Raw genomic sequence first — 17,280 nt, forward strand, 5'->3', positions numbered from 1 at the left:
GACATCACTCGACCTGATAGCTTTGCGACACGCCGCCGCGCGTCACGCGGATGGTGCGCGATGTGGCGGCACCCTCGGCTTGCGGGGCAGGGGCGGCGGGCGCGCTGACCGGATCGAGGGCGACGATCGTTTCGTCCTCGGCTGCGCGCAGGATCAGCGACAGGCGGCCTGCCGCTTCGGCCCCGACGATCCGTTCGGCATCTGCGGGCGACAGTTCCAGCGTGGCGGTCTTGCCAACGACGGCATTTCGTTGTGCATCGTCGCCGGTCTGGTCGATGGCCAGAACCCGCACGTTCTGCAGGATGGTGCGTACGCTGACCCCGTTCTCGCAGGTACCTGCCGCATCGCAGGCCAGCGCCAGAAGTACATCGACGCGGTTGTTGGGCAGGATGAAGCCGCCCGCCGTGCGATCGGCCGAGACCGGGATCGCCACGGCCCGCATGCCGGGGGTCAGCACGCCCGACAGAAAGCCGCTGTTTGTGTGGCCGACCTGATCCTCGATCACCGGCGTGCCCGCCCTGAGCGGCACGCGCAGCACGGTTCCCGCCAGTTCGGCCGCCGCCGCAGGCCGCGACGAATAGCGGATAAACGCGTCATTCGCCGCCGCGGAGGGCCAGACCTGCCAGCGCATATCCTCGGGCTTCAGTGCAGCCCCTGCGGGCAGATCGGTCGCGGCGACCAGAACATCCACCGTCGCCATGACCGGCGCGCCCGTGTCGCTGTCGGCATTCGCCTCGGTCGGCTGCACGACATTGACCAGATAGGCCGCCGTGCCCCCCGCACCGAGTGCAAGGACCAGAAGGATCAGGCGCAGCATGGCAGCCTCCACGAATCCAAAAGCGGGCACATCACGCCAATTATCACGGGGCGCATCACAGGGCCCCCGCCCAGAACGTCGCCGGAAACACCGTCATCGTCCCGAGCAGGATCGCCAGCGCATAGGGTATCTCTGTCCGTACCAGCGGCAGGATGCGGGCCAGCCGTCCGGTTCCTTGCAGCGGGCGGGCCAAAGCGCGTGGGAGCAGCCGCAGCGTCACCAGCGCGAGGGCGATGGCAGCCCCTGCCAGCATCGTCGCCATGAGGAAGGGCACGACTTGCCCCGCGCCGATCCACAGCGCGGAAACGGTCATCAGCTTGCTGTCGCCTCCGCCAAGCCAGCCGACCGCGTAAAGCGCGACCGTTGCAAAGAACACCATCGCCGCCGCCCCGAGGCTGAGCGTCATGTCGCGCGGCGCAAGCCCCGCCAGCGGGGCAAGCAGACCCCAGCCCAGAAGCAGCGCCGCGACCAGCCCGTTCGGAATGGTCAGGGTCCGCAGGTCGCGATGGGCCGCGTAAAGCAGGGCCGACAGGAAGAACACCGAAGCCAGCATCGCGGTGACAGCGTCAGTCGACAGGCCGTTCGGTTGCCAAAGGCGGATCACGTCCATCGTCGGGGTCCTTGCGCGGGAAAGGGTCTGTCTGGTCGCTGTGCGGGGCGCCTTGGTCGCCCCGCACGGCATCGGATAGGCTTACCTCGTCAGGTTTAGCCGGTCGCCCCGCCCAAGGCGTTGGCGATCGACTCGAAGGTGCCGGTCAGGTTCGATCCCATCGTCGTGATGGCGGTGATGATGACGACCGAAACGAGGGCGGCAATCAGGCCGTATTCGATCGCGGTCGCGCCGGATTCGGTTTTGATAAAGCGCGTAATCAGGGTTTTCATGGTCCGTCTCCTGGTTGGTCGGGGCTACGGGCCGGGGGGTCCGGTCCTTCCAGGGCGGGGCAGGCTTGGCCGTTGCGCCCTGGTGGGTGAACCATCGTCGGTTGCGGCCTGTCGCGCCATTCGGGCGGGTGCTTTAGGCCACCGTCGCGGCTGCCATAGGCCATTTGGCCTAAGTGCCTGCGCTGCAGCGGATCAAATGTGCCGCAGATGCGCCGTCAGTATCGGCAGGGCGGCGCGGACGGCCCTTGCCTCGCAGGCCAGCGCATGATGCGCGCCCGCCAAGTCGCCGCCTGCATCCAGCGCCTGCTCCAGACCGGCAGCAGCCTCGGCCAGCGCGGCCAGCCCGAGTTGCCCCGCCTCGGATACCAGCCGGTGGGCGTTCCGGCGCATATCAGGCGACGCAGGGTCCGCGTCGATCCAGCCAAGGCCCCCGGCCATCGCCGAAAGCCGTTCAGCGGCCCAATCGCACCCCAGCAACCCTGCCAGCGCATCCAGCCCGGCCACATCTGCCGACCCCGGCTGCACAGCCCTTGCAGGCCCCGCCCCGATCAACGCCGCCCCGATCAACGCCGCCCCGATCAACGCCGCCACGCTGCGCGACAGGGCGTCGATGGCAAAGGGCTTGGCCAGATGCGTGTCCGCTCCGGCGGCCCGCATGGCCGCGACCTGCCGGTCGAGCGCATTGGCCGACAGCGCAAGGATCGGCACCCGTCCCATCGGCGCGGGCAGGGCGCGGATGGCGGCAGTGGCGGCGATGCCGTCCATGCGCGGCATCTGCATGTCCATTATCACCAGATCGAACCCGCCCGCCTGCGCCGCCGCAACACCTTCGATCCCGTCGAAGGCCGCCGTGCAGACGATTCCGTCGCGGCGCAACACGGCCTCGATCAGATGCTGGTTCTGGCGGCTGTCTTCGACCACCAGAACCCGCGCGCCCTGCCGCAAGGGCGGCTCTGCCCTGCGCGGCGTCGGGGCGGCAGCCGCCGCCGCCTTGGCCAGCGGCAGGGTGACGCGAAAGGTCGAACCTGCTCCGGGCGCGCTTTCCACCGTGATGCGCCCCCCCATCCGTTCCGCCAACCCTGCGCTTATGGCCAGCCCCGGCCCCGATCCGGCATGGGCACGCATCAGCGAACTGTCGATCTGGCTAAACCGCTTGAACAGGTTCGGCATGTCGCTTGCCGCGATCCCGATGCCGGTATCGCTGACCGCGATCTGAAGCCAGTCGCCCTGCCGTGCGACATCGACCACGACCCGACCCGATGGTGTGAATTTCACCGCGTTGTTGGTCAGGTTCAGCACGACTTGCATCAAACGCGCTTCGTCCGCGACCAGAACGCGCGGCACATCGGGCGCGACATGCGCGATAAGCGCCAACCCCTTGGCCCCCGCCACGGGGCGCACCATACCCAGCACGGGGTCGATCATCGCCGCCACGTCGAACGGGGCGTCAAGCAGATCGATCCGCCCCGCCTCTATCTTGGACAGATCGAGCATGTCTTCGATCAGCCTGCCCAGAACGCAATTGGCATCGCGCAGTCGGTCAAGCTGGTCGCGCTGGGCGTCGTCCAGCGGGCCGGCGGCCAGAAGATCGCTATAGCCGCGGATCGCGGTCAAGGGGGTTCGGATCTCGTGGCTGATGCTGGCAAGGAAATCGGATTTCGCCGCATTCGCAGCCTCGGCCCCGGCCTTGGCGCGGCGCAATTCGGCCTCGGTCCGGTCGCGGGCCGAAAGATAGGCCAGCATCCGCAGCACCACGGTAAAGAGCAACACGACGATGGACGCGAGCAGAAGCGACAGCACCTGCGAAAGCCAGGCACTCGCCTTGCCCCAAAGCGCGATGCCGGAGCCAAGTTGCTGCGCGCCCTTGGCGGCCAGCGCCGAAGCCGCGTCCGACTGCTCGGCCAGCGGTGCCCCGACCGGCAGATCGCTCGCTGCCGCCTGCGCCGCCTCGGTTGCGCGTGCAAGGCTGGCCCGTGTTTCGTCGCTGTCATCCAAAGCGACAGCGCCAAGAGCCTGCGAAAGCGCGAAAAGCGCCTGCTGCCCTGCCGCCGCCGCGTCGATGCTGTGCTCGATGGTCGCGGAAAGCTCGCCGAAGCGGAACAGTTCCAGCGCGGCCGAGGTGGTGATCAACCCCACCGCCGACAGGGCCACGATCACAAGGCGCAGCCCGGTCAGCCGCAGCCCGCCAAGCAGGGCCTGCCGCATGTCACACGCCCAGCAATCGCGTTCCGGCCACGGCGGCAGCGGACCGGTTGGCCACGCCCAGTTTGGAAAACAGCGCCGCCATATGCACCTTGACCGTTCCGGCCCCGAGGTTCAGTTCGCGGGCGATCTCTTTGTTCGACTTGCCGTGCACCAGCATTTCCAGCACACGGCTCTGGCGCGGAGACACGGCAGGGGCAGGGGCAGGGGCAGGGGCCACGGCGGGCTTTGCTGCCCGATCCCGCTCTGTCGCAGCCGCGATTTCGGGGCCGATGTCGGCCAACAGGCGCGGCACATAGATCCGCCCGTCAAGGATCTGGCCAAGGGCTTGCGACAATTCCTGCACGCCCGATGCCTTGCACATATAGCCATGCGCCCCCGACGACAGCGTTTCCAGTATATCCTCGCGGCGGCGCGAGGCCGATACGACCGCGACCTTGGCGACATGGCCACAGGTTTCGCGCAGGTGGTGCAAAAGCGCGGGCCCCGACATTCCGGGCATGTTCAGATCGAAAAGCGCGATGGTCACATGATCCTCGTCCCCGATCGCGGCCATCGCAGCCTCAAAGCTGCCGGTCTGGATCACGCGGGCTATGGCGCAGTCCCGGATCAGGATGGCGGCCAGCGCGATGCGGAAGAACTCGTCGTCATCCGCGACCACGGCGACCCGTTCGGCGGGCGCGGCACCGGCAAGCGCACCCGGATGCAGGGCTTGTGTCGCTGCTATATGACCGCGTTCCATTCTGGCTCCCCTTCAACTTTCGACCCGAGCGGCGCGATCAGACCCGCTTGCGCTTGGGATCGAAATTATCAGGCTGCGTTTTTTTTAGTCCCGTAAAGGAGTTCTTCGCCGAACCAATCCCGACAGCAGACAGGGGCATCCATAGGTTGGCGCGGCGCTATAGCCCTATCGACGGGGTGTTGCGGCCCGCCTTTCGGTCAGGTCGCGATTTCGCCGCATTTCGCCGAGCCTCCGCCACAATGCATCGCTTTTTGCGCCGGTTGTTTCGCAACCTGCATCGCCGATTCGTCCGGTTCCGCCGGATTAGGCCATCAGGCCGAATGGCCGGCCCGCAGGACTTGCGGCACAAGCGGCATCACGGGCGCAGTCTTGCGCGCCAGAAGCGTCGAGGCCCCCATGTTCGGAAAACGCCAGCGTCAGGCCGAAGTGCCCCCCTCTGTGCCGCAGCCCGCCGCGCGCATCGCCCCCCGCGTTGCCGCGCGACCGCCGCAGCCTGACCCCGCCCCGCTGCTGCGCGCTCAGGAATTCGAAAGCCTGCGCCGCGCCGTGTTCGCCGCGCTGATCGACACCATCGACATGAAGCGCATCGGCCAAGAGGATAACGACGTGGCCCGCCGCGAGATCGGCTTTCTGGTCGCCGATATTCTGGCCGCCAAGAAGGCGGTGATGACGGCAGCCGAACAGGATGTGCTGCTGACCGATCTTTTGAACGACATCCTCGGCTTCGGCCCGCTCGAACCCTTGCTCGCCCGCGATGACATTGCCGACATCATGGTGAACGGCTGTCGCCCGATCATGATCGAGGTGAAAGGCAAGCTTGTCGAAACCGAGATCCGTTTCCGCGACGAAACCCAGCTTCTCAACATCTGCCAGCGCATCGTTTCGCAGGTGGGCCGCCGTGTAGACGAATCCTCGCCCATCTGCGACGCGCGCCTGGCCGATGGCAGCCGCGTCAACGTCATCGCCCCGCCTTTGTCGATAGACGGCACCACGCTGACCATCCGCAAATTCAAGAAAGACAAGCTGACGCTCGACCAGTTGGTGACATTCGGATCGATCACCGCCGAGGGGGCGGAGCTTTTGCGTATCATCGGCCGCGTGCGCTGCAACGTGCTTATCTCGGGCGGAACGGGGTCGGGCAAGACCACGCTGCTGAATTGCATGACATTTGCCATCGACAGGACCGAACGCATCGTCACCTGCGAGGACGCCGCCGAATTGCAACTGCAACAGCCCCATGTCGTGCGGCTGGAGACCCGCCCCAAGAATCTGGAAGGCGAGGGCGAGGTCACGATGCGCGATCTGGTCAAGAACTGCCTGCGGATGCGCCCCGAACGCATCATCGTGGGCGAGGTGCGCGGCGCCGAGGCGATAGACCTGTTGCAGGCGATGAACACCGGCCATGACGGGTCGATGGGCACGGTCCACGCCAATTCCCCGCGCGAGGCGTTGCAGCGTCTGGAAACCATGATCACCATGGGCGGATCTACCCTGCCGCCCCGCACCCTGCGCGAGATGATCGCAGGGTCGGTCGATGTGGTGGTGCAAGCCTCGCGCATGCGCGACGGCAGCCGCAAGATTACCCACATCACCGAAGTGCTGGGGATGGAGGGCGAGGTGATCATCACGCAGGACCTTTTCCTCTATGATATCGAAGGCGAGGACGCGCAGGGCCATATCCTTGGCCGCCACCGCACCACTGGCGTCGGCCGTCCCGGTTTCTGGGACCGCGCGCGCTATTTCGGCGAAGCGAGGAACCTGACCGCCGCCATTGAGGCCGCCGAAAGAGCGCCGGGGGCGCGGGCATGAGCGTGCTCCAGATCGCCGTCTTCTGCTTTATCTCGGTCAGCCTGTTCGCGCTGATCTTCGGCTGGACCACACCCTCTGACGCCACCCGCCTGCGCGAGAGGATGGACCGGCTGGGCGGGCGTAACGATGCCGAGTCGCTGGACAGTCTGTCGCTCGAGGACCAGCGCAGGAAGCGCCGCGTGCGCGAGTCGCTGCGCGAACTGCGCGCCCGCGAGATCGGCCGGGCGCGGCGGCGGGCGAAGCCCACGCTGACGGGGCGGCTGCGTCAGGCGGGGCTGGACTGGACCCGCAAATCCTATGTCACAGGCTCGGCTGCCGTCTCCGTGCTTGCCGTCGTTGCGGCTTTGCTGGTGCTGCGCCTGTCTGTCCTGCCCGCGCTGGGCTTTGGCGTCGCGGCGGGGCTGGTGCTGCCGCATCTCTACGTCAGCCACAAGCGGGCGCAGCGGTTCAAGAAGTTCTCGGCCGACTTTCCCAACGCGATAGACATCATCGTGCGCGGCGTGCGGTCAGGGATGGCGCTGGCGGACGGGCTGAAAACCATCGCCGCCGAAATGGACGAACCCGTCCGCAGCGAATTTGCCACCGTGGTGCGTGACCAGACACTCGGCGTGCCGCTGGATGAAGCGGTGCAACGCCTTGCCGACCGGATGCCGCTTTCGGAAACCTCCTTCTTTGCCATCGTCATCGGCATCCAGTCCAAAACCGGCGGCAACCTGTCCGAGGCGCTTTCGAACCTGTCCAAGGTGGTGCGCGGGCGCAAACACATCGCCGCCAAGATCCGCGCGATGAGTTCGGAAGCCATTTCCTCCGCCGCGATCATCGGCTCGATGCCGCCCTTGGTGATGGGCGTGCTGTTCCTCGTCAGCCCGGATTACCTGTCGGTGCTGTTCACCACGGGCATGGGCAACCTGATCCTTGGCGGATCGCTGGTCTGGATGGGGATCGGCTGCATGGTCATGCGCGGCATGATCCGTTTCGATTACTGAACGTAAAGGGAACCGCGCCTATGCTTGCCGCCCTTACCGCTAACCCCGCCCCGCTGCTGGCGTTTGTCGCGGTCAGTTCCGCCGCCTTGGCGCTTCTGATGCCCTATCTGCGGCGCGACACGCTGGCCTTGCGGCTGGCGATGGTGGCGACCGAAGCCGAGGCCCTGCGCCGGGGCACGCGCGGCGAGACCCGCGAGTTGCGGGGCTTTGCCGCGCTGTTTGACGCGCTGTCGCGCCGCTTCGATCTGTTGCGCCGCCTGCCGGGCAGCGAGGCGGCGGCCAAGCTGCAAATGGCGGGCATGCGCGGGCCATCGGCACTGGCGACCTATCTGGGGATGCGGTTTCTGGGCGCCGTCGCGCTGGGCCCGCTGACGTTTCTTTACCTGCGTATGGTCATCAAGATCGACCAACCCTTGCCCGTCATCGCCCTGATGGGGCTGGGCGGCAGCCTGTTCGGCTTTCTGCTTCCCGCGATCCTGCTGCAAAACCGCGTCATCAAGCGCCAGCAATCCATCCAGCGGGCCTGGCCCAACGCGCTGGACCTTTTGCTGATATGCGTCGAATCCGGCATGGGGATAGATCAGGCGCTGCGAAAGGTCGCCGACGAGATCGGCATGGACAGCGTCGATCTTGCCGAAGAACTGACCCTGACCGTCTCGGAACTGTCCTACCTGCCCGACCGCCGCATGGCTTATGAGAACCTCGCCGCGCGGACGGGGCTGGAAACCGTCCGCTCGGTCATCGCCTCGCTCAAACAGGCCGAACGGCACGGCACCTCGCTTGGCGCGTCGCTCAGGGTGCTGGCGCAGGAAAACCGCGACCTGCGGCTACAGGCGGCGGAAAAGAAGGCGGCGTCCTTGCCACCCAAGCTGACCGTGCCGATGATCCTGTTCTTTCTGCCGGTGCTGTTTGCGGTGATCATCTCGCCCGCGATCATGCAAGTCATGGCGCTTTGACCGATGCGCGCCTGCCTTTACCGCATCCTGCAAGCCCTGCGTGCCTATCGCCGCGACCGGCGTGGCGCGGTCGTGATCCTGGCGGCGATCCTGTTTCCCGTGGTGATCGGCGGGCTCGGCCTTTGGGTCGAAACCGGCTATTGGTACGGGATGCAGCGCCGCGTCCAACACATCGCCGATGTGTCGGCCCATGCCGCCGGTGTACGCATCCGCGCCGGTGACACCAAGGCCGAAGCCACCGCCGCCGCCCGCTACATCGCCACGCAATCGGGCTTTCCGGCGGCAGGCAGCCTGACCGTCAACATCCCCCCCGCAAGCGGTGCGAGACAGGGCAACCCCGACGCCATCGAGGTCATCCTGACCGAAAGCCACAGCCGCTGGTTCACCGCCCTTTTCGCGAGCGGCGAGGTTGCCCTGCGCGGTCGCGCCGTCACCGTGATCGAGGGGAACGCCACCGCCTGCCTGCTGGCCCTGTCGGGCAGTGCCAACGCGGCGGTGTCGGTGACAGGCTCGACCAACGTGTCGCTGACCGGTTGCGACATCGCGTCGAACTCGGTCTCGGCCACAGCGTTTTCGATGGGCGGCCTCGGCTCGTCGCTGACCACCGGCTGCGTCAACGCAGTCGGCGGCGCGATACCCAACGCAAGCCTTACGCTCACCACCTGTGCTGCGGTCAGAACCAACGCCCCGCGCGCCCGCGACCCCTATGCCAGCCTCGCCGAACCCGCCATAATCGGCGCCTGCAACGGCAAGAACGTCGGCAACAACAAGACCCCGACCACCTTGACGCCCACCGATGTCCACCCGATTGGCGGCGGGCTGAAATCGATGCGCTTCTGTTCCGGCTTCGACCTGCGCGGCGAGGTCACGCTGATGCCCGGCCTTTACATCATCGAAGGCGGCGGCCTTTCGGTGAACGGTGGCAACATCACCTCGACCACGGCCGCAAAGCTGAGCGGGGCAGGGGTCACCTTCTACCTTGCCAATTCGACCGCCGATCTGAAACTCAACGGCAACGTCACGCTGAACCTTGCAGCCCCGACATCTGGCCCCTTTTCGGGTGTGTTGTTCTTCGGTTCGCGCAGCGCCACCACGGCCAGCAACGTGATCAACGGCTCGTCCGCCTCGGTCATGCAGGGCGCAATCTATACGCCGGCCTCTGCCGTACAGTTCTCAGGCAATTCGGCTGGCAGCAACGGTTGCACGCAAGTCATCGCCTCGACCATCACCCTGACCGGAAATTCTGCCCTGAAAGCCACCTGCGCCAGTGCCGGAACCCGCGCGCTATGGGCGTCCGAAACCGTGCGCCTGACCGAATAGCCAAGCTATCGCTTGAAGCGCGGGACGGGTTCTGCCAAGGGATCAGCAAAGGCGACATGGGGGCAATCATGGCCAGCGGCATCGAGATCATACCCGAACTTTGCGTGCGCGACACCGCCGCCGCACGGGCCATGCTGACCGGCATCTTCGGCTTTGCAGGACAGGGCGATCTGCTGGCCCTCGGCGAGCAGCGCATCGCGCTTGTGCAGGGCGCGGGCGACATCGGCCACGGCGGCATCGACCATCTGGCCCTTGCGGTGTCAGATGTGCCCGCAGCCCTTTCGGCGCTTCAGGCCAGGGGCGCCGTGCTGGAAGAAACCACCCCGAACGGCCCCGGCCATATCGCCGAATTCTGGGACGCCGGCATCGCCTATGTCTTCCTGCGCGGTCCCGAAGGCGCGCGGATCGAGCTGTGCTCGCGCCTTCCCGCCGACACTCGCACGGGCCTGCCAAGCCATGACCATATCGGCATCCCCTGCACCGACATCGCGGCAAGCGTGGGCTTTTTCAGCGGTCTCGGTTTTGCCACGGTCCATTCGGTCAGCCTGCACCGCCCCGATGGCGTAACCGAGGTCCGCTTCCTTTCGGCAGGCCGCTCGGTCGTCGAGCTCTATGAGCCGCCCGCCTTGCGCGGTGCGAAAAACCCGTTCACTGCCAACAGCTTCTGGCGCGGTCTTCGCCTGATCGGGTCTGGCCTCGCCGCGGGCGAGCGGACCGGACCGGACGGCTTGCGCCTGACGCTCATCTGACCAGCGCGGGCATGTCCTGCCAGTGATCGAATGCCGCCCGATGCGCCAGATCGGCGACCGGCGTGCTGCGGTAGCCCCCGCTGAACAGCAGCAAGGGCACCCCCGCCCGATGCGCGGTTTCGGCATCGACCTCGCTGTCGCCCACGAACAGCACCGGTCCGCCGCCGATCTGCTGGATGGCAAGCGCAAGCGGGGCGGGGTCTGGTTTGCGGACGGCCAAGGTGTCGCCGCCCACGATGACCGAAAACCGCCCGCTCCAGCCCAGATGCGCCAGCAGTGCCCGCGTCGGCCCCTCGGGCTTGTTGGTGCACAGGCCAAGCGGCAGATCGGCCAGCGCATCCAGCGCGGCCTCGACCCCGTCATAGGGGCGCGTCAGCCCCCCCGGATCATGCTCGTAACGCGCGATGAACCGGCTGCACAGATCGGCGTGGCGCGTCGCAGGCAGGCCCGTCGCGGCAATGACCCGTGTTATCAGCACCGCAACGCCGCCGCCGATGAAACTCCGCACCGTGGCAAAGGCCAAAGGGGCAACACCCTCGGCCGCCAGAAGTTCATTCACGCCCGAATGGATATCTGGCGCCGAATCCACCAGCGTGCCGTCCAGATCGAAGATCACCGCGTCAACCATTCAGCGGCCCGTCAATCTGTTGCCAAGACGTGCCAGCCGTGACGGAGGACCACCCCCCGCCTCGGCCCGGTCGGCGGCGGCGTAAAGCGCATACATGCCCCGCACCCCGACCCAGCGCAGCGGCTCCGGCTCCCATTTCCGCACACGGCGGTTGACCCATGGCAGAGCGGTAAGCTCTGTCTCGCCCCCCAGCACCAGATCGCGCAGCGTGCGCCCCGACAGGTTCGAGGTCGAAACCCCGACCCCGACATAGCCCCCGCCCAACCGATGCGCGTGGCCGGATCGAAGCCCACCGTGGCGCACCAGTCGCGCGGCACGCCGAGCACCCCGCACCAGCCATGGTCGATCCGCGCTCCCCGCGCTGCAGGGAAATGCCGGTGCAAGATCGCTGTCAATCGCCGCACGGTCTCGGCATCCGGTGTGCCGTTCTCGTCGATCGCCGACCCGAAACGATAGGGCACCCCCCGCGCCCCAACGGTGATCCGCCCTTCGCGTGTGCGCTGGCAATAGCAATAGGCATTGGCGAAATCGCCAAGGATTTCATGCCCCTGCCAGCCGATCTTTGACCACACATCGTCGCCCAGCGGTTCCGTCACGATCTGGGCAGAATTCATCGGCAACCACTCGCGCCGCAGGCCGGGCAGCGTGGCGGTGAAGCCCTCGGTGCAGCGCAGGATGGTGCGGGCCTCGATCCGCCCTTTGTCGGTCAGCACCTCGCCCGCACCGAATTCGGTAACGCCCGTGCCCTCGACGATCCGCACCCCCATCGCCTGAACCACCCGCGCGAGGCCCCGCACCAGCTTGGCCGGTTGCACGCGGGCCACGCCTTCCACCAGCATCGCCCCCAGCGTTCCGGGAATGTCCACGCGCGAGCGTGACTGTCCCGCCCCGATCATATGCGCCCGCAGCTCGCCCCAATGCCGCCGATGCGCCACCTCGGCCTCGGCCCGCGCAAGTTGCGCGGGCGTGGTCGCCACCATCAGCTCGTCGGTGCGCAGGATGTCGGCGTCGATCGCTTCGGCCTCGGCAACGCGGATCACCTCGTCCACCGTGCCGTTCATCGCCTGAACCATGGCCCGAACGGCGCTTTCCGAAGACTGCGCGAGGTATTTTTCGTGGCTCCAGGCAAAGCCGCCCGACAGCCAGCCGCCATTGCGCCCCGAAGCGCCAAAGCCCGCGAATTCCCTTTCCACCACCAGAATGTCCAGCGATGGATCGGCCTGTTTCAGGTAATAGGCGGCCCAAAGCCCCGTATAGCCCGCGCCGATGATGCAGACATCGCAAGCCGTATCGCCTGCCAGCGCGGGGCGGCGGTCGGGCAGGCCTATATCGGCATACCAGAAGGAAACATCACCAAGGCGGGCGGGCTGAGTCATGCCGTCAGCCTATCGGTCGTTTGCGGCCTGTCACGGGCAAAAGCGACACAGCGCGTCGCAGCCGATTTCTGACGCAGAAATCGCGACGAAATCTGACGCAGATTTCGGCGCAGGCCCCGCCCGGTCGCATCAAGGGCGACCGCGTGGGGCCATGGCCGGAAAATGCGTCATTTTCCGACGCGGAATTTGCGTCAAATTCCGCTTTCGCGTCAGAAGAACGCCTGAAGCCCCGTGATCGCCCGCCCGAGGATCAGCGCATGCACGTCATGCGTGCCCTCGTAGGTGTTCACGGTTTCGAGGTTCACCATATGCCGCATGATCTGGTAATCTTCTTGAATCCCGTTGCCGCCATGCATATCCCGCGCCCAGCGCGCCGCATCCAGCGCCTTGCCGCAGTTGTTGCGCTTGATGATCGAGATCATCTCGGGCGCTGCATTCGCCTCGTCCAAAAGCCGCCCCACGCGCAGGCTCGCTTGCAGGCCCAGCGAAATTTCGGTCAGCATATTGGCCAGCTTCAACTGGTAAAGCTGGGTCTGCGCGATGGGCTTGCCGAACTGTTTGCGGTCCAGCCCATACTGGCGGGCGGCATGCATGCAGAACTCGGCCGCCCCCATCACACCCCACGAAATACCATATCGAGCGCGGTTCAAGCAGCCGAACGGGCCCTTCAGCCCCTCGACATTCGGCAAAAGCGCATCTTCGCCGACTTCGACATCCTTCATCACGATCTCGCCGGTGATGCTGGCGCGAAGCGACAGCTTGCCCCCCACTTTCGGCGCGGAAAGCCCCTTCATGCCCTTTTCCAGCACGAAGCCCTTGATCTTGCCGCCATGCGCTTCCGACTTGGCCCAGACCACGAAGACATCGGCGATCGGCGCGTTGGAGATCCACATCTTCGCGCCGTTCAGCACATAGCCGTTCGCGGTTTTCCTCGCGACGGTCTTCATCCCCGCAGGGTCAGACCCTGCGTCAGGCTCGGTCAGGCCGAAGCAGCCGATCCATTCGCCACTTGCCAGTTTCGGCAGGAATTTCTGCCGCTGGGCCTCGGTGCCGTAAGCATAGATCGGATACATCACAAGGCTCGATTGCACCGACATCATGCTGCGATAGCCGCTGTCGACCCGCTCGACCTCGCGCGCGATCAACCCGTATGCCACGTAAGACGCGCCAAGCCCGCCGTATTCTTCCGGCACCGTCACGCCCAGCAGCCCCATTTCGCCCATCTCGCGGAAGATCGCCGGATCGGTCGTCTCGTCACGGTAGGCCGCGATCACGCGCGGTTGCAGCTTTTCCTGCGCGTAAGCCCGCGCCCCGTCGCGCAGCATCCGCTCTTCTTCCGTCAGCTGGTCGTCCAGCCGGAAGGGGTCTTCCCAGTCGAACCGCCCCAGATCGGGCGCGTCCTTGGCTTTCAGCACGGGGGAATCAAGGCTCATGGCGGCGGCTCCTGAAATGGTGTTCTGTCGTTGTATGCGCGCGGACTTCGTGAGAAGATAGCGAAAGATAATCGATAGATGTTGAGAAAAACGCAATGTATGCGCGGCGGAACCTGCCATCGCTCTCGGGCCTGCTTGCGTTGGAAGCCGTGGCCCGCCTTGGCACCGCCACTGCGGCGGCGGCCGAGCTGAACCTGACGGCGGGCGCGATCAGCCGCGCGCTGAAAGAGGTCGAAGCCACCCTTGGCCAAACGCTGCTCTTGCGGGACCGTCAGCGCCTGCGCCTGACCCCTGCGGGGTCGGAATACGTCAGTCAGGCCCGCCATGCGCTCGACACGCTCGGCGGTGCGGCCGAGCGTTTGCGGTCCAGCGCGGGCGGTGCGCTCTCGCTCGCCATCCTGCCCGCTTTCGGGATGCACTGGCTTGCCCCGCGCCTGCCGCTGTTTCGCGCGATGCATCCCGAGGTCGCGTTGTCGCTTTCGACCCGGCTTCGCCCCTTCGACCTTTCCGCCGAAGGCTTCGATGCCGCCATCCACTACGGTCGCGCCGATTGGCCCGCAGCCGGACACCTGCGCCTGATGCAGGAACAGGTGCTTCCCGTCTGCGCCCCCGGCTTCCTGCCAACCCCGCCCCGCGCGCCCGCAGACATCCTGTCGCACGCCCTTTTGATGATCGAAAGCCGCACCGGCGACTGGGGCCGCTGGTTCGCTGCCCAAGGCATCGCAGGACAACGCCCCGCGGGCATGATGTTCGACCAGTTCGCCACCATGCAGCAGGCCGCCATCCACGGCCTCGGCATCGCGCTGTTGCCGACCTTTCTGATCGCCGACGACCTGACCGCAGGCCGCCTGATCGCCGCATGGGGCAGCCCGACCCCGTCGAACGGCGCCTATTGGCTGGTCTGGGCAAAAGACCGCCCGATGCGCCCGCCGTTGCAGGCCTTTCACGACTGGATCGCGGGGATGGTAGGCCCGGAGGGACGGGTGACTGACTGACCATACTTGCCTTTAATGCGTTGATCTATATGCGGTCTTGGTGCAGTGTGCCTCACAATATGCCACACAATTGGATGAGATACCGTGAGAACCAAGAACCACCATCTTCTCAACAGAAAGGGCAACTGGACGTTCAAGATACGCATTCCCTCGGACCTTGCTCAATCCTACACCGACCGTAGATCAGGATTTCTCGAAGAGTCCCTTAAAACGAGTGACGTTGAGCAAGCACGGGTGATGCGCGACCAACGACTTAAGCGTTACGATCGGCTTTGGACCGAGATGCGGCTGAAGAACGGTAAGGACGTTATTGGTTCATTCACAGCTCATGAGAGTCAAACACCCGATCAGATCGAAGCGACCATCGACCACCTTGCCACTCAACTTGATGACATGGCTATGAAGCGTAGCGCAGGGGGCCACTTCGATGACCTTGATGACGCACGGGAAGAGGTGATTGAGAGCGTTGAAGGGGCCGCGCTGTGGCGCAAGATTCAGGTGCTGCGCGGTGACCTGACTCCTCTCGCCCCACTCTGTGAAGCCTGGCTGGCCACCAAGGGGAAGAAGAGCGCAAAGACGCTGTCCGACTACCGCCTTGCCTTGCGCTTGTTGGTCGATGAGTTCCCCCACAGAGAGAGCGTGACATGGGCGAAGGCCCGTAATTTCCTTGCCCGGCTGATGGGCGAGAAGGCAAAGGGGACGGTTGAGAAGTACACCATCGCTTACAAGGGCGTCTGGGAACACAACGGATGGGCCACAGAGGCTTCTATGTGGTCCGTGAAGAACATGGACAGCGCAATTCCGACTCTCAAAGTTCGGTCGTATACCGATGACCAGTTCGTGAAACTGATGGACGGTATAAGGGCCAAAGGGAAACGGAAACTGTGGCTGGCGGTCAAGATCGCCGCGTACAGTGGTGCATCGCTCAGCGGTATCGTCGGTATGGAACTGAGGGATTGGGACACGGATCGTCCCAGCCTCTTCCTCCCTGAGACCAAGAAGGAATGGAGGTCTAGGTCCATCCCTTGCCACCCAGCAATTATAGCGGATGTCGAGGAATGGGTTGGGGGAAGACTCGCCAATCAGACGATCACCAACCAGTTCTCGGAGATGAAGACCGAACTAGGTTTCGGCAAGGAACATCACTTCCACTCCTTCCGCCACTCGGTCGCCAATCGGCTTGAGAACGCGAGGGTTAGTAGCCGAGAGGTCAAGCGGTTGATGGGTCACCTGATCGGGAACATCACCTTCGACACGTACAGCGCCGAAGGCTTGGGCTATGAGGTGTTGAACGAAGTGGTCAGGGCAATCCGTTGGCCAGAGGTGACCTACTGATCGCCCATGACCCTGTACACGCTGGCACGGCCCATCCCAAGGCGCTGGGCGATCTCTGACGCTCCTACGCCTTCTGCCCTGAGGCGCTTGACCTCTTCCGCTTGCGCCCGTGCCGTGGGCTTACGGCCCTTGTACTTGCCCTCTGCCTTGGCCTTGGCGATGCCCTCGCGCTGACGCTCCAGCATGATCGACCGTTCAAACTCAGCCACACCGCCAAGGATGGTCAGCATCAGCTTGCCCGTGGGTGTTGCGGTATCGATCCCCATCCCAAGGATGCGAAGGCTTGCCCCCTTGGTGGTGATACGCTCCAGCACCTCGAACAGATGAGCAACGGAGCGGGCGAGGCGGTCCAGCTTGGTAACCACCAACACATCCCCTTCGCGCAGGAAGTCCAAGGCTTCTGCCAGCTTCACACGGTTGACCACATCCACAGAGGAGACCTGTTCCACGAACAGCTTATCAGACCCTGCCTCGGTCAATTCCCGTTGTTGTGCCTCAAGCCCTGCCGTCTGGTCAGTGGTCGAAGTCCTTGCGTAGCCGATGATCAATGCCGCCTCCTGTCTCACATGAATCTAAGACGTTGTGGCGTGACTGTCTCGAAATGTCAAACACCATTTCAGTGAGACGCATTTGCGCCGACATGAGACATCCCACAGGACCAAGCCCAATGAGACAGAACAGCCAAGGATGACCCAGTGAGACTAGCCTTACCGTCCTACATCGGCCTTCTTCGCTGATAGCAGGGAAAGGTAGTACCGCCTATGCGCCCGCTGCTTCAGCGCAATGGGGCTGTAGCCGATGAGAAAGCCAATCACACAAGCCAAGGTCCAGTAGCGACCGACGATAAGACCCTCCGTGTCAATTCCCATCACCATCAACAGGACGAAGGCAGCGAACCAAACGACAGCCAAGCCCGCAATACCCGTGACCACAGGATTCTGGTTTGGATAAGGCGATGCAATATCGGCAAGGCGCTTTACCTCGGCCAGCTCCTCATCGGTCAGTCTTCGCTGTGAACCACTCATGTTCGCCCCGTTTCGATAATCAACA

17 protein-coding genes are annotated in these 17,280 nt (G+C 65.0%); 7 read left to right on the plus strand and 10 right to left on the minus strand.

Annotated features, from left to right (window positions below; all coding sequences use genetic code 11):
- Positions 1-4: 4 nt before the first annotated feature.
- The 5 genes from cpaB to HYN69_RS06950 form a co-directional block, all read right to left on the minus strand.
- Complete coding sequence (cpaB, locus tag HYN69_RS06930; protein WP_159082389.1) at positions 5-817, minus strand: Flp pilus assembly protein CpaB; 813 nt, start codon at positions 815-817, stop codon at positions 5-7.
- A gap of 55 nt (positions 818-872) precedes the next feature.
- Positions 873-1,427, minus strand: a complete 555-nt coding sequence (locus tag HYN69_RS06935) for an A24 family peptidase (RefSeq protein ID WP_159082390.1) — start codon at positions 1,425-1,427, stop codon at positions 873-875.
- Positions 1,428-1,522: 95 nt separating this feature from the next.
- A complete protein-coding gene (locus HYN69_RS06940; RefSeq protein WP_108435100.1) occupies positions 1,523-1,699 on the minus strand; it encodes a Flp family type IVb pilin in 177 nt (58 codons plus the stop codon).
- Positions 1,700-1,891: 192 nt separating this feature from the next.
- Complete coding sequence (locus HYN69_RS06945) at positions 1,892-3,904, minus strand: hybrid sensor histidine kinase/response regulator (RefSeq protein WP_108435101.1); 2,013 nt, start codon at positions 3,902-3,904, stop codon at positions 1,892-1,894.
- 1 nt (position 3,905) lies between these two features.
- Entirely contained in the window at positions 3,906-4,643 is a 738-nt protein-coding gene (locus tag HYN69_RS06950; RefSeq protein ID WP_108435102.1) for a LuxR C-terminal-related transcriptional regulator, read from the minus strand.
- 396 nt (positions 4,644-5,039) lie between these two features.
- Here HYN69_RS06950 and HYN69_RS06955 point away from each other — a divergent pair, with 396 nt between their 5' ends.
- The 5 genes from HYN69_RS06955 to HYN69_RS06975 all read left to right on the plus strand — a co-directional run bounded on the left by HYN69_RS06955 (position 5,040) and on the right by HYN69_RS06975 (position 10,463).
- Complete coding sequence (locus HYN69_RS06955) at positions 5,040-6,452, plus strand: CpaF family protein (protein WP_108435103.1); 1,413 nt, start codon at positions 5,040-5,042, stop codon at positions 6,450-6,452.
- On the plus strand, positions 6,449-7,438 hold the full coding sequence (locus HYN69_RS06960; protein WP_108435104.1) for a type II secretion system F family protein: 990 nt from the start codon (positions 6,449-6,451) through the stop codon (positions 7,436-7,438). Before HYN69_RS06955 ends, HYN69_RS06960 begins: the two co-directional genes overlap by 4 nt.
- Positions 7,439-7,458: 20 nt before the next feature.
- Positions 7,459-8,394, plus strand: coding sequence for a type II secretion system F family protein (locus HYN69_RS06965; RefSeq protein ID WP_108435105.1), 936 nt, complete (start codon positions 7,459-7,461; stop codon positions 8,392-8,394).
- Positions 8,395-8,397: 3 nt separating this feature from the next.
- A complete protein-coding gene (locus HYN69_RS06970) occupies positions 8,398-9,714 on the plus strand; it encodes a pilus assembly protein TadG-related protein (RefSeq protein ID WP_108435106.1) in 1,317 nt (438 codons plus the stop codon).
- A gap of 68 nt (positions 9,715-9,782) precedes the next feature.
- Positions 9,783-10,463 carry a VOC family protein gene (locus HYN69_RS06975; protein WP_159082391.1) on the plus strand — a complete coding sequence of 227 codons (681 nt, stop codon included), beginning with the start codon at positions 9,783-9,785 and terminating at the stop codon, positions 10,461-10,463.
- On the opposite strand, the gene gph is transcribed toward HYN69_RS06975, so the two are convergent.
- The 3 genes from gph to HYN69_RS06990 all read right to left on the minus strand — a co-directional run bounded on the left by gph (position 10,456) and on the right by HYN69_RS06990 (position 13,900).
- Positions 10,456-11,091: a phosphoglycolate phosphatase gene (gene gph, locus HYN69_RS06980; protein WP_108435108.1), complete on the minus strand. Its 636-nt coding sequence runs from the start codon at positions 11,089-11,091 to the stop codon at positions 10,456-10,458. The genes HYN69_RS06975 and gph overlap by 8 nt on opposite strands.
- Before the next feature lie 11 nt (positions 11,092-11,102).
- Positions 11,103-12,467, minus strand: a complete 1,365-nt coding sequence (locus tag HYN69_RS06985) for an NAD(P)/FAD-dependent oxidoreductase (RefSeq protein WP_230426518.1) — start codon at positions 12,465-12,467, stop codon at positions 11,103-11,105.
- A 209-nt stretch (positions 12,468-12,676) separates the two neighbouring features.
- A complete protein-coding gene (locus HYN69_RS06990) occupies positions 12,677-13,900 on the minus strand; it encodes an acyl-CoA dehydrogenase (protein WP_108435109.1) in 1,224 nt (407 codons plus the stop codon).
- 95 nt (positions 13,901-13,995) lie between these two features.
- On the opposite strand from HYN69_RS06990, the gene HYN69_RS06995 reads away from it, so the two are divergent.
- Both HYN69_RS06995 and HYN69_RS07000 read left to right on the plus strand, forming a co-directional pair.
- Positions 13,996-14,895 (plus strand): LysR substrate-binding domain-containing protein, encoded by a 900-nt coding sequence (locus HYN69_RS06995; protein ID WP_108435110.1) that lies wholly within the window; start codon positions 13,996-13,998, stop codon positions 14,893-14,895.
- Between the two features lie 84 nt (positions 14,896-14,979).
- A complete protein-coding gene (locus HYN69_RS07000; protein ID WP_159082392.1) occupies positions 14,980-16,230 on the plus strand; it encodes a tyrosine-type recombinase/integrase in 1,251 nt (416 codons plus the stop codon).
- Here the strand turns inward: HYN69_RS07000 and HYN69_RS07005 are convergent.
- Together HYN69_RS07005 and HYN69_RS07010 are read right to left on the minus strand one after the other, a co-directional pair.
- Positions 16,224-16,778 (minus strand): recombinase family protein, encoded by a 555-nt coding sequence (locus HYN69_RS07005; protein WP_108435112.1) that lies wholly within the window; start codon positions 16,776-16,778, stop codon positions 16,224-16,226. The two genes, HYN69_RS07000 and HYN69_RS07005, sit on opposite strands and share 7 nt — an antisense overlap.
- A gap of 159 nt (positions 16,779-16,937) precedes the next feature.
- The gene (locus HYN69_RS07010) at positions 16,938-17,255 is read right to left on the minus strand and encodes a hypothetical protein (protein ID WP_108435113.1); all 318 of its coding nucleotides are present in this window, start codon (positions 17,253-17,255) and stop codon (positions 16,938-16,940) included.
- Positions 17,256-17,280 lie beyond the last annotated feature (25 nt).

It is taken from the genome of Gemmobacter aquarius (assembly GCF_003060865.1).
Lineage (GTDB): Bacteria > Pseudomonadota > Alphaproteobacteria > Rhodobacterales > Rhodobacteraceae > Paragemmobacter > Paragemmobacter aquarius.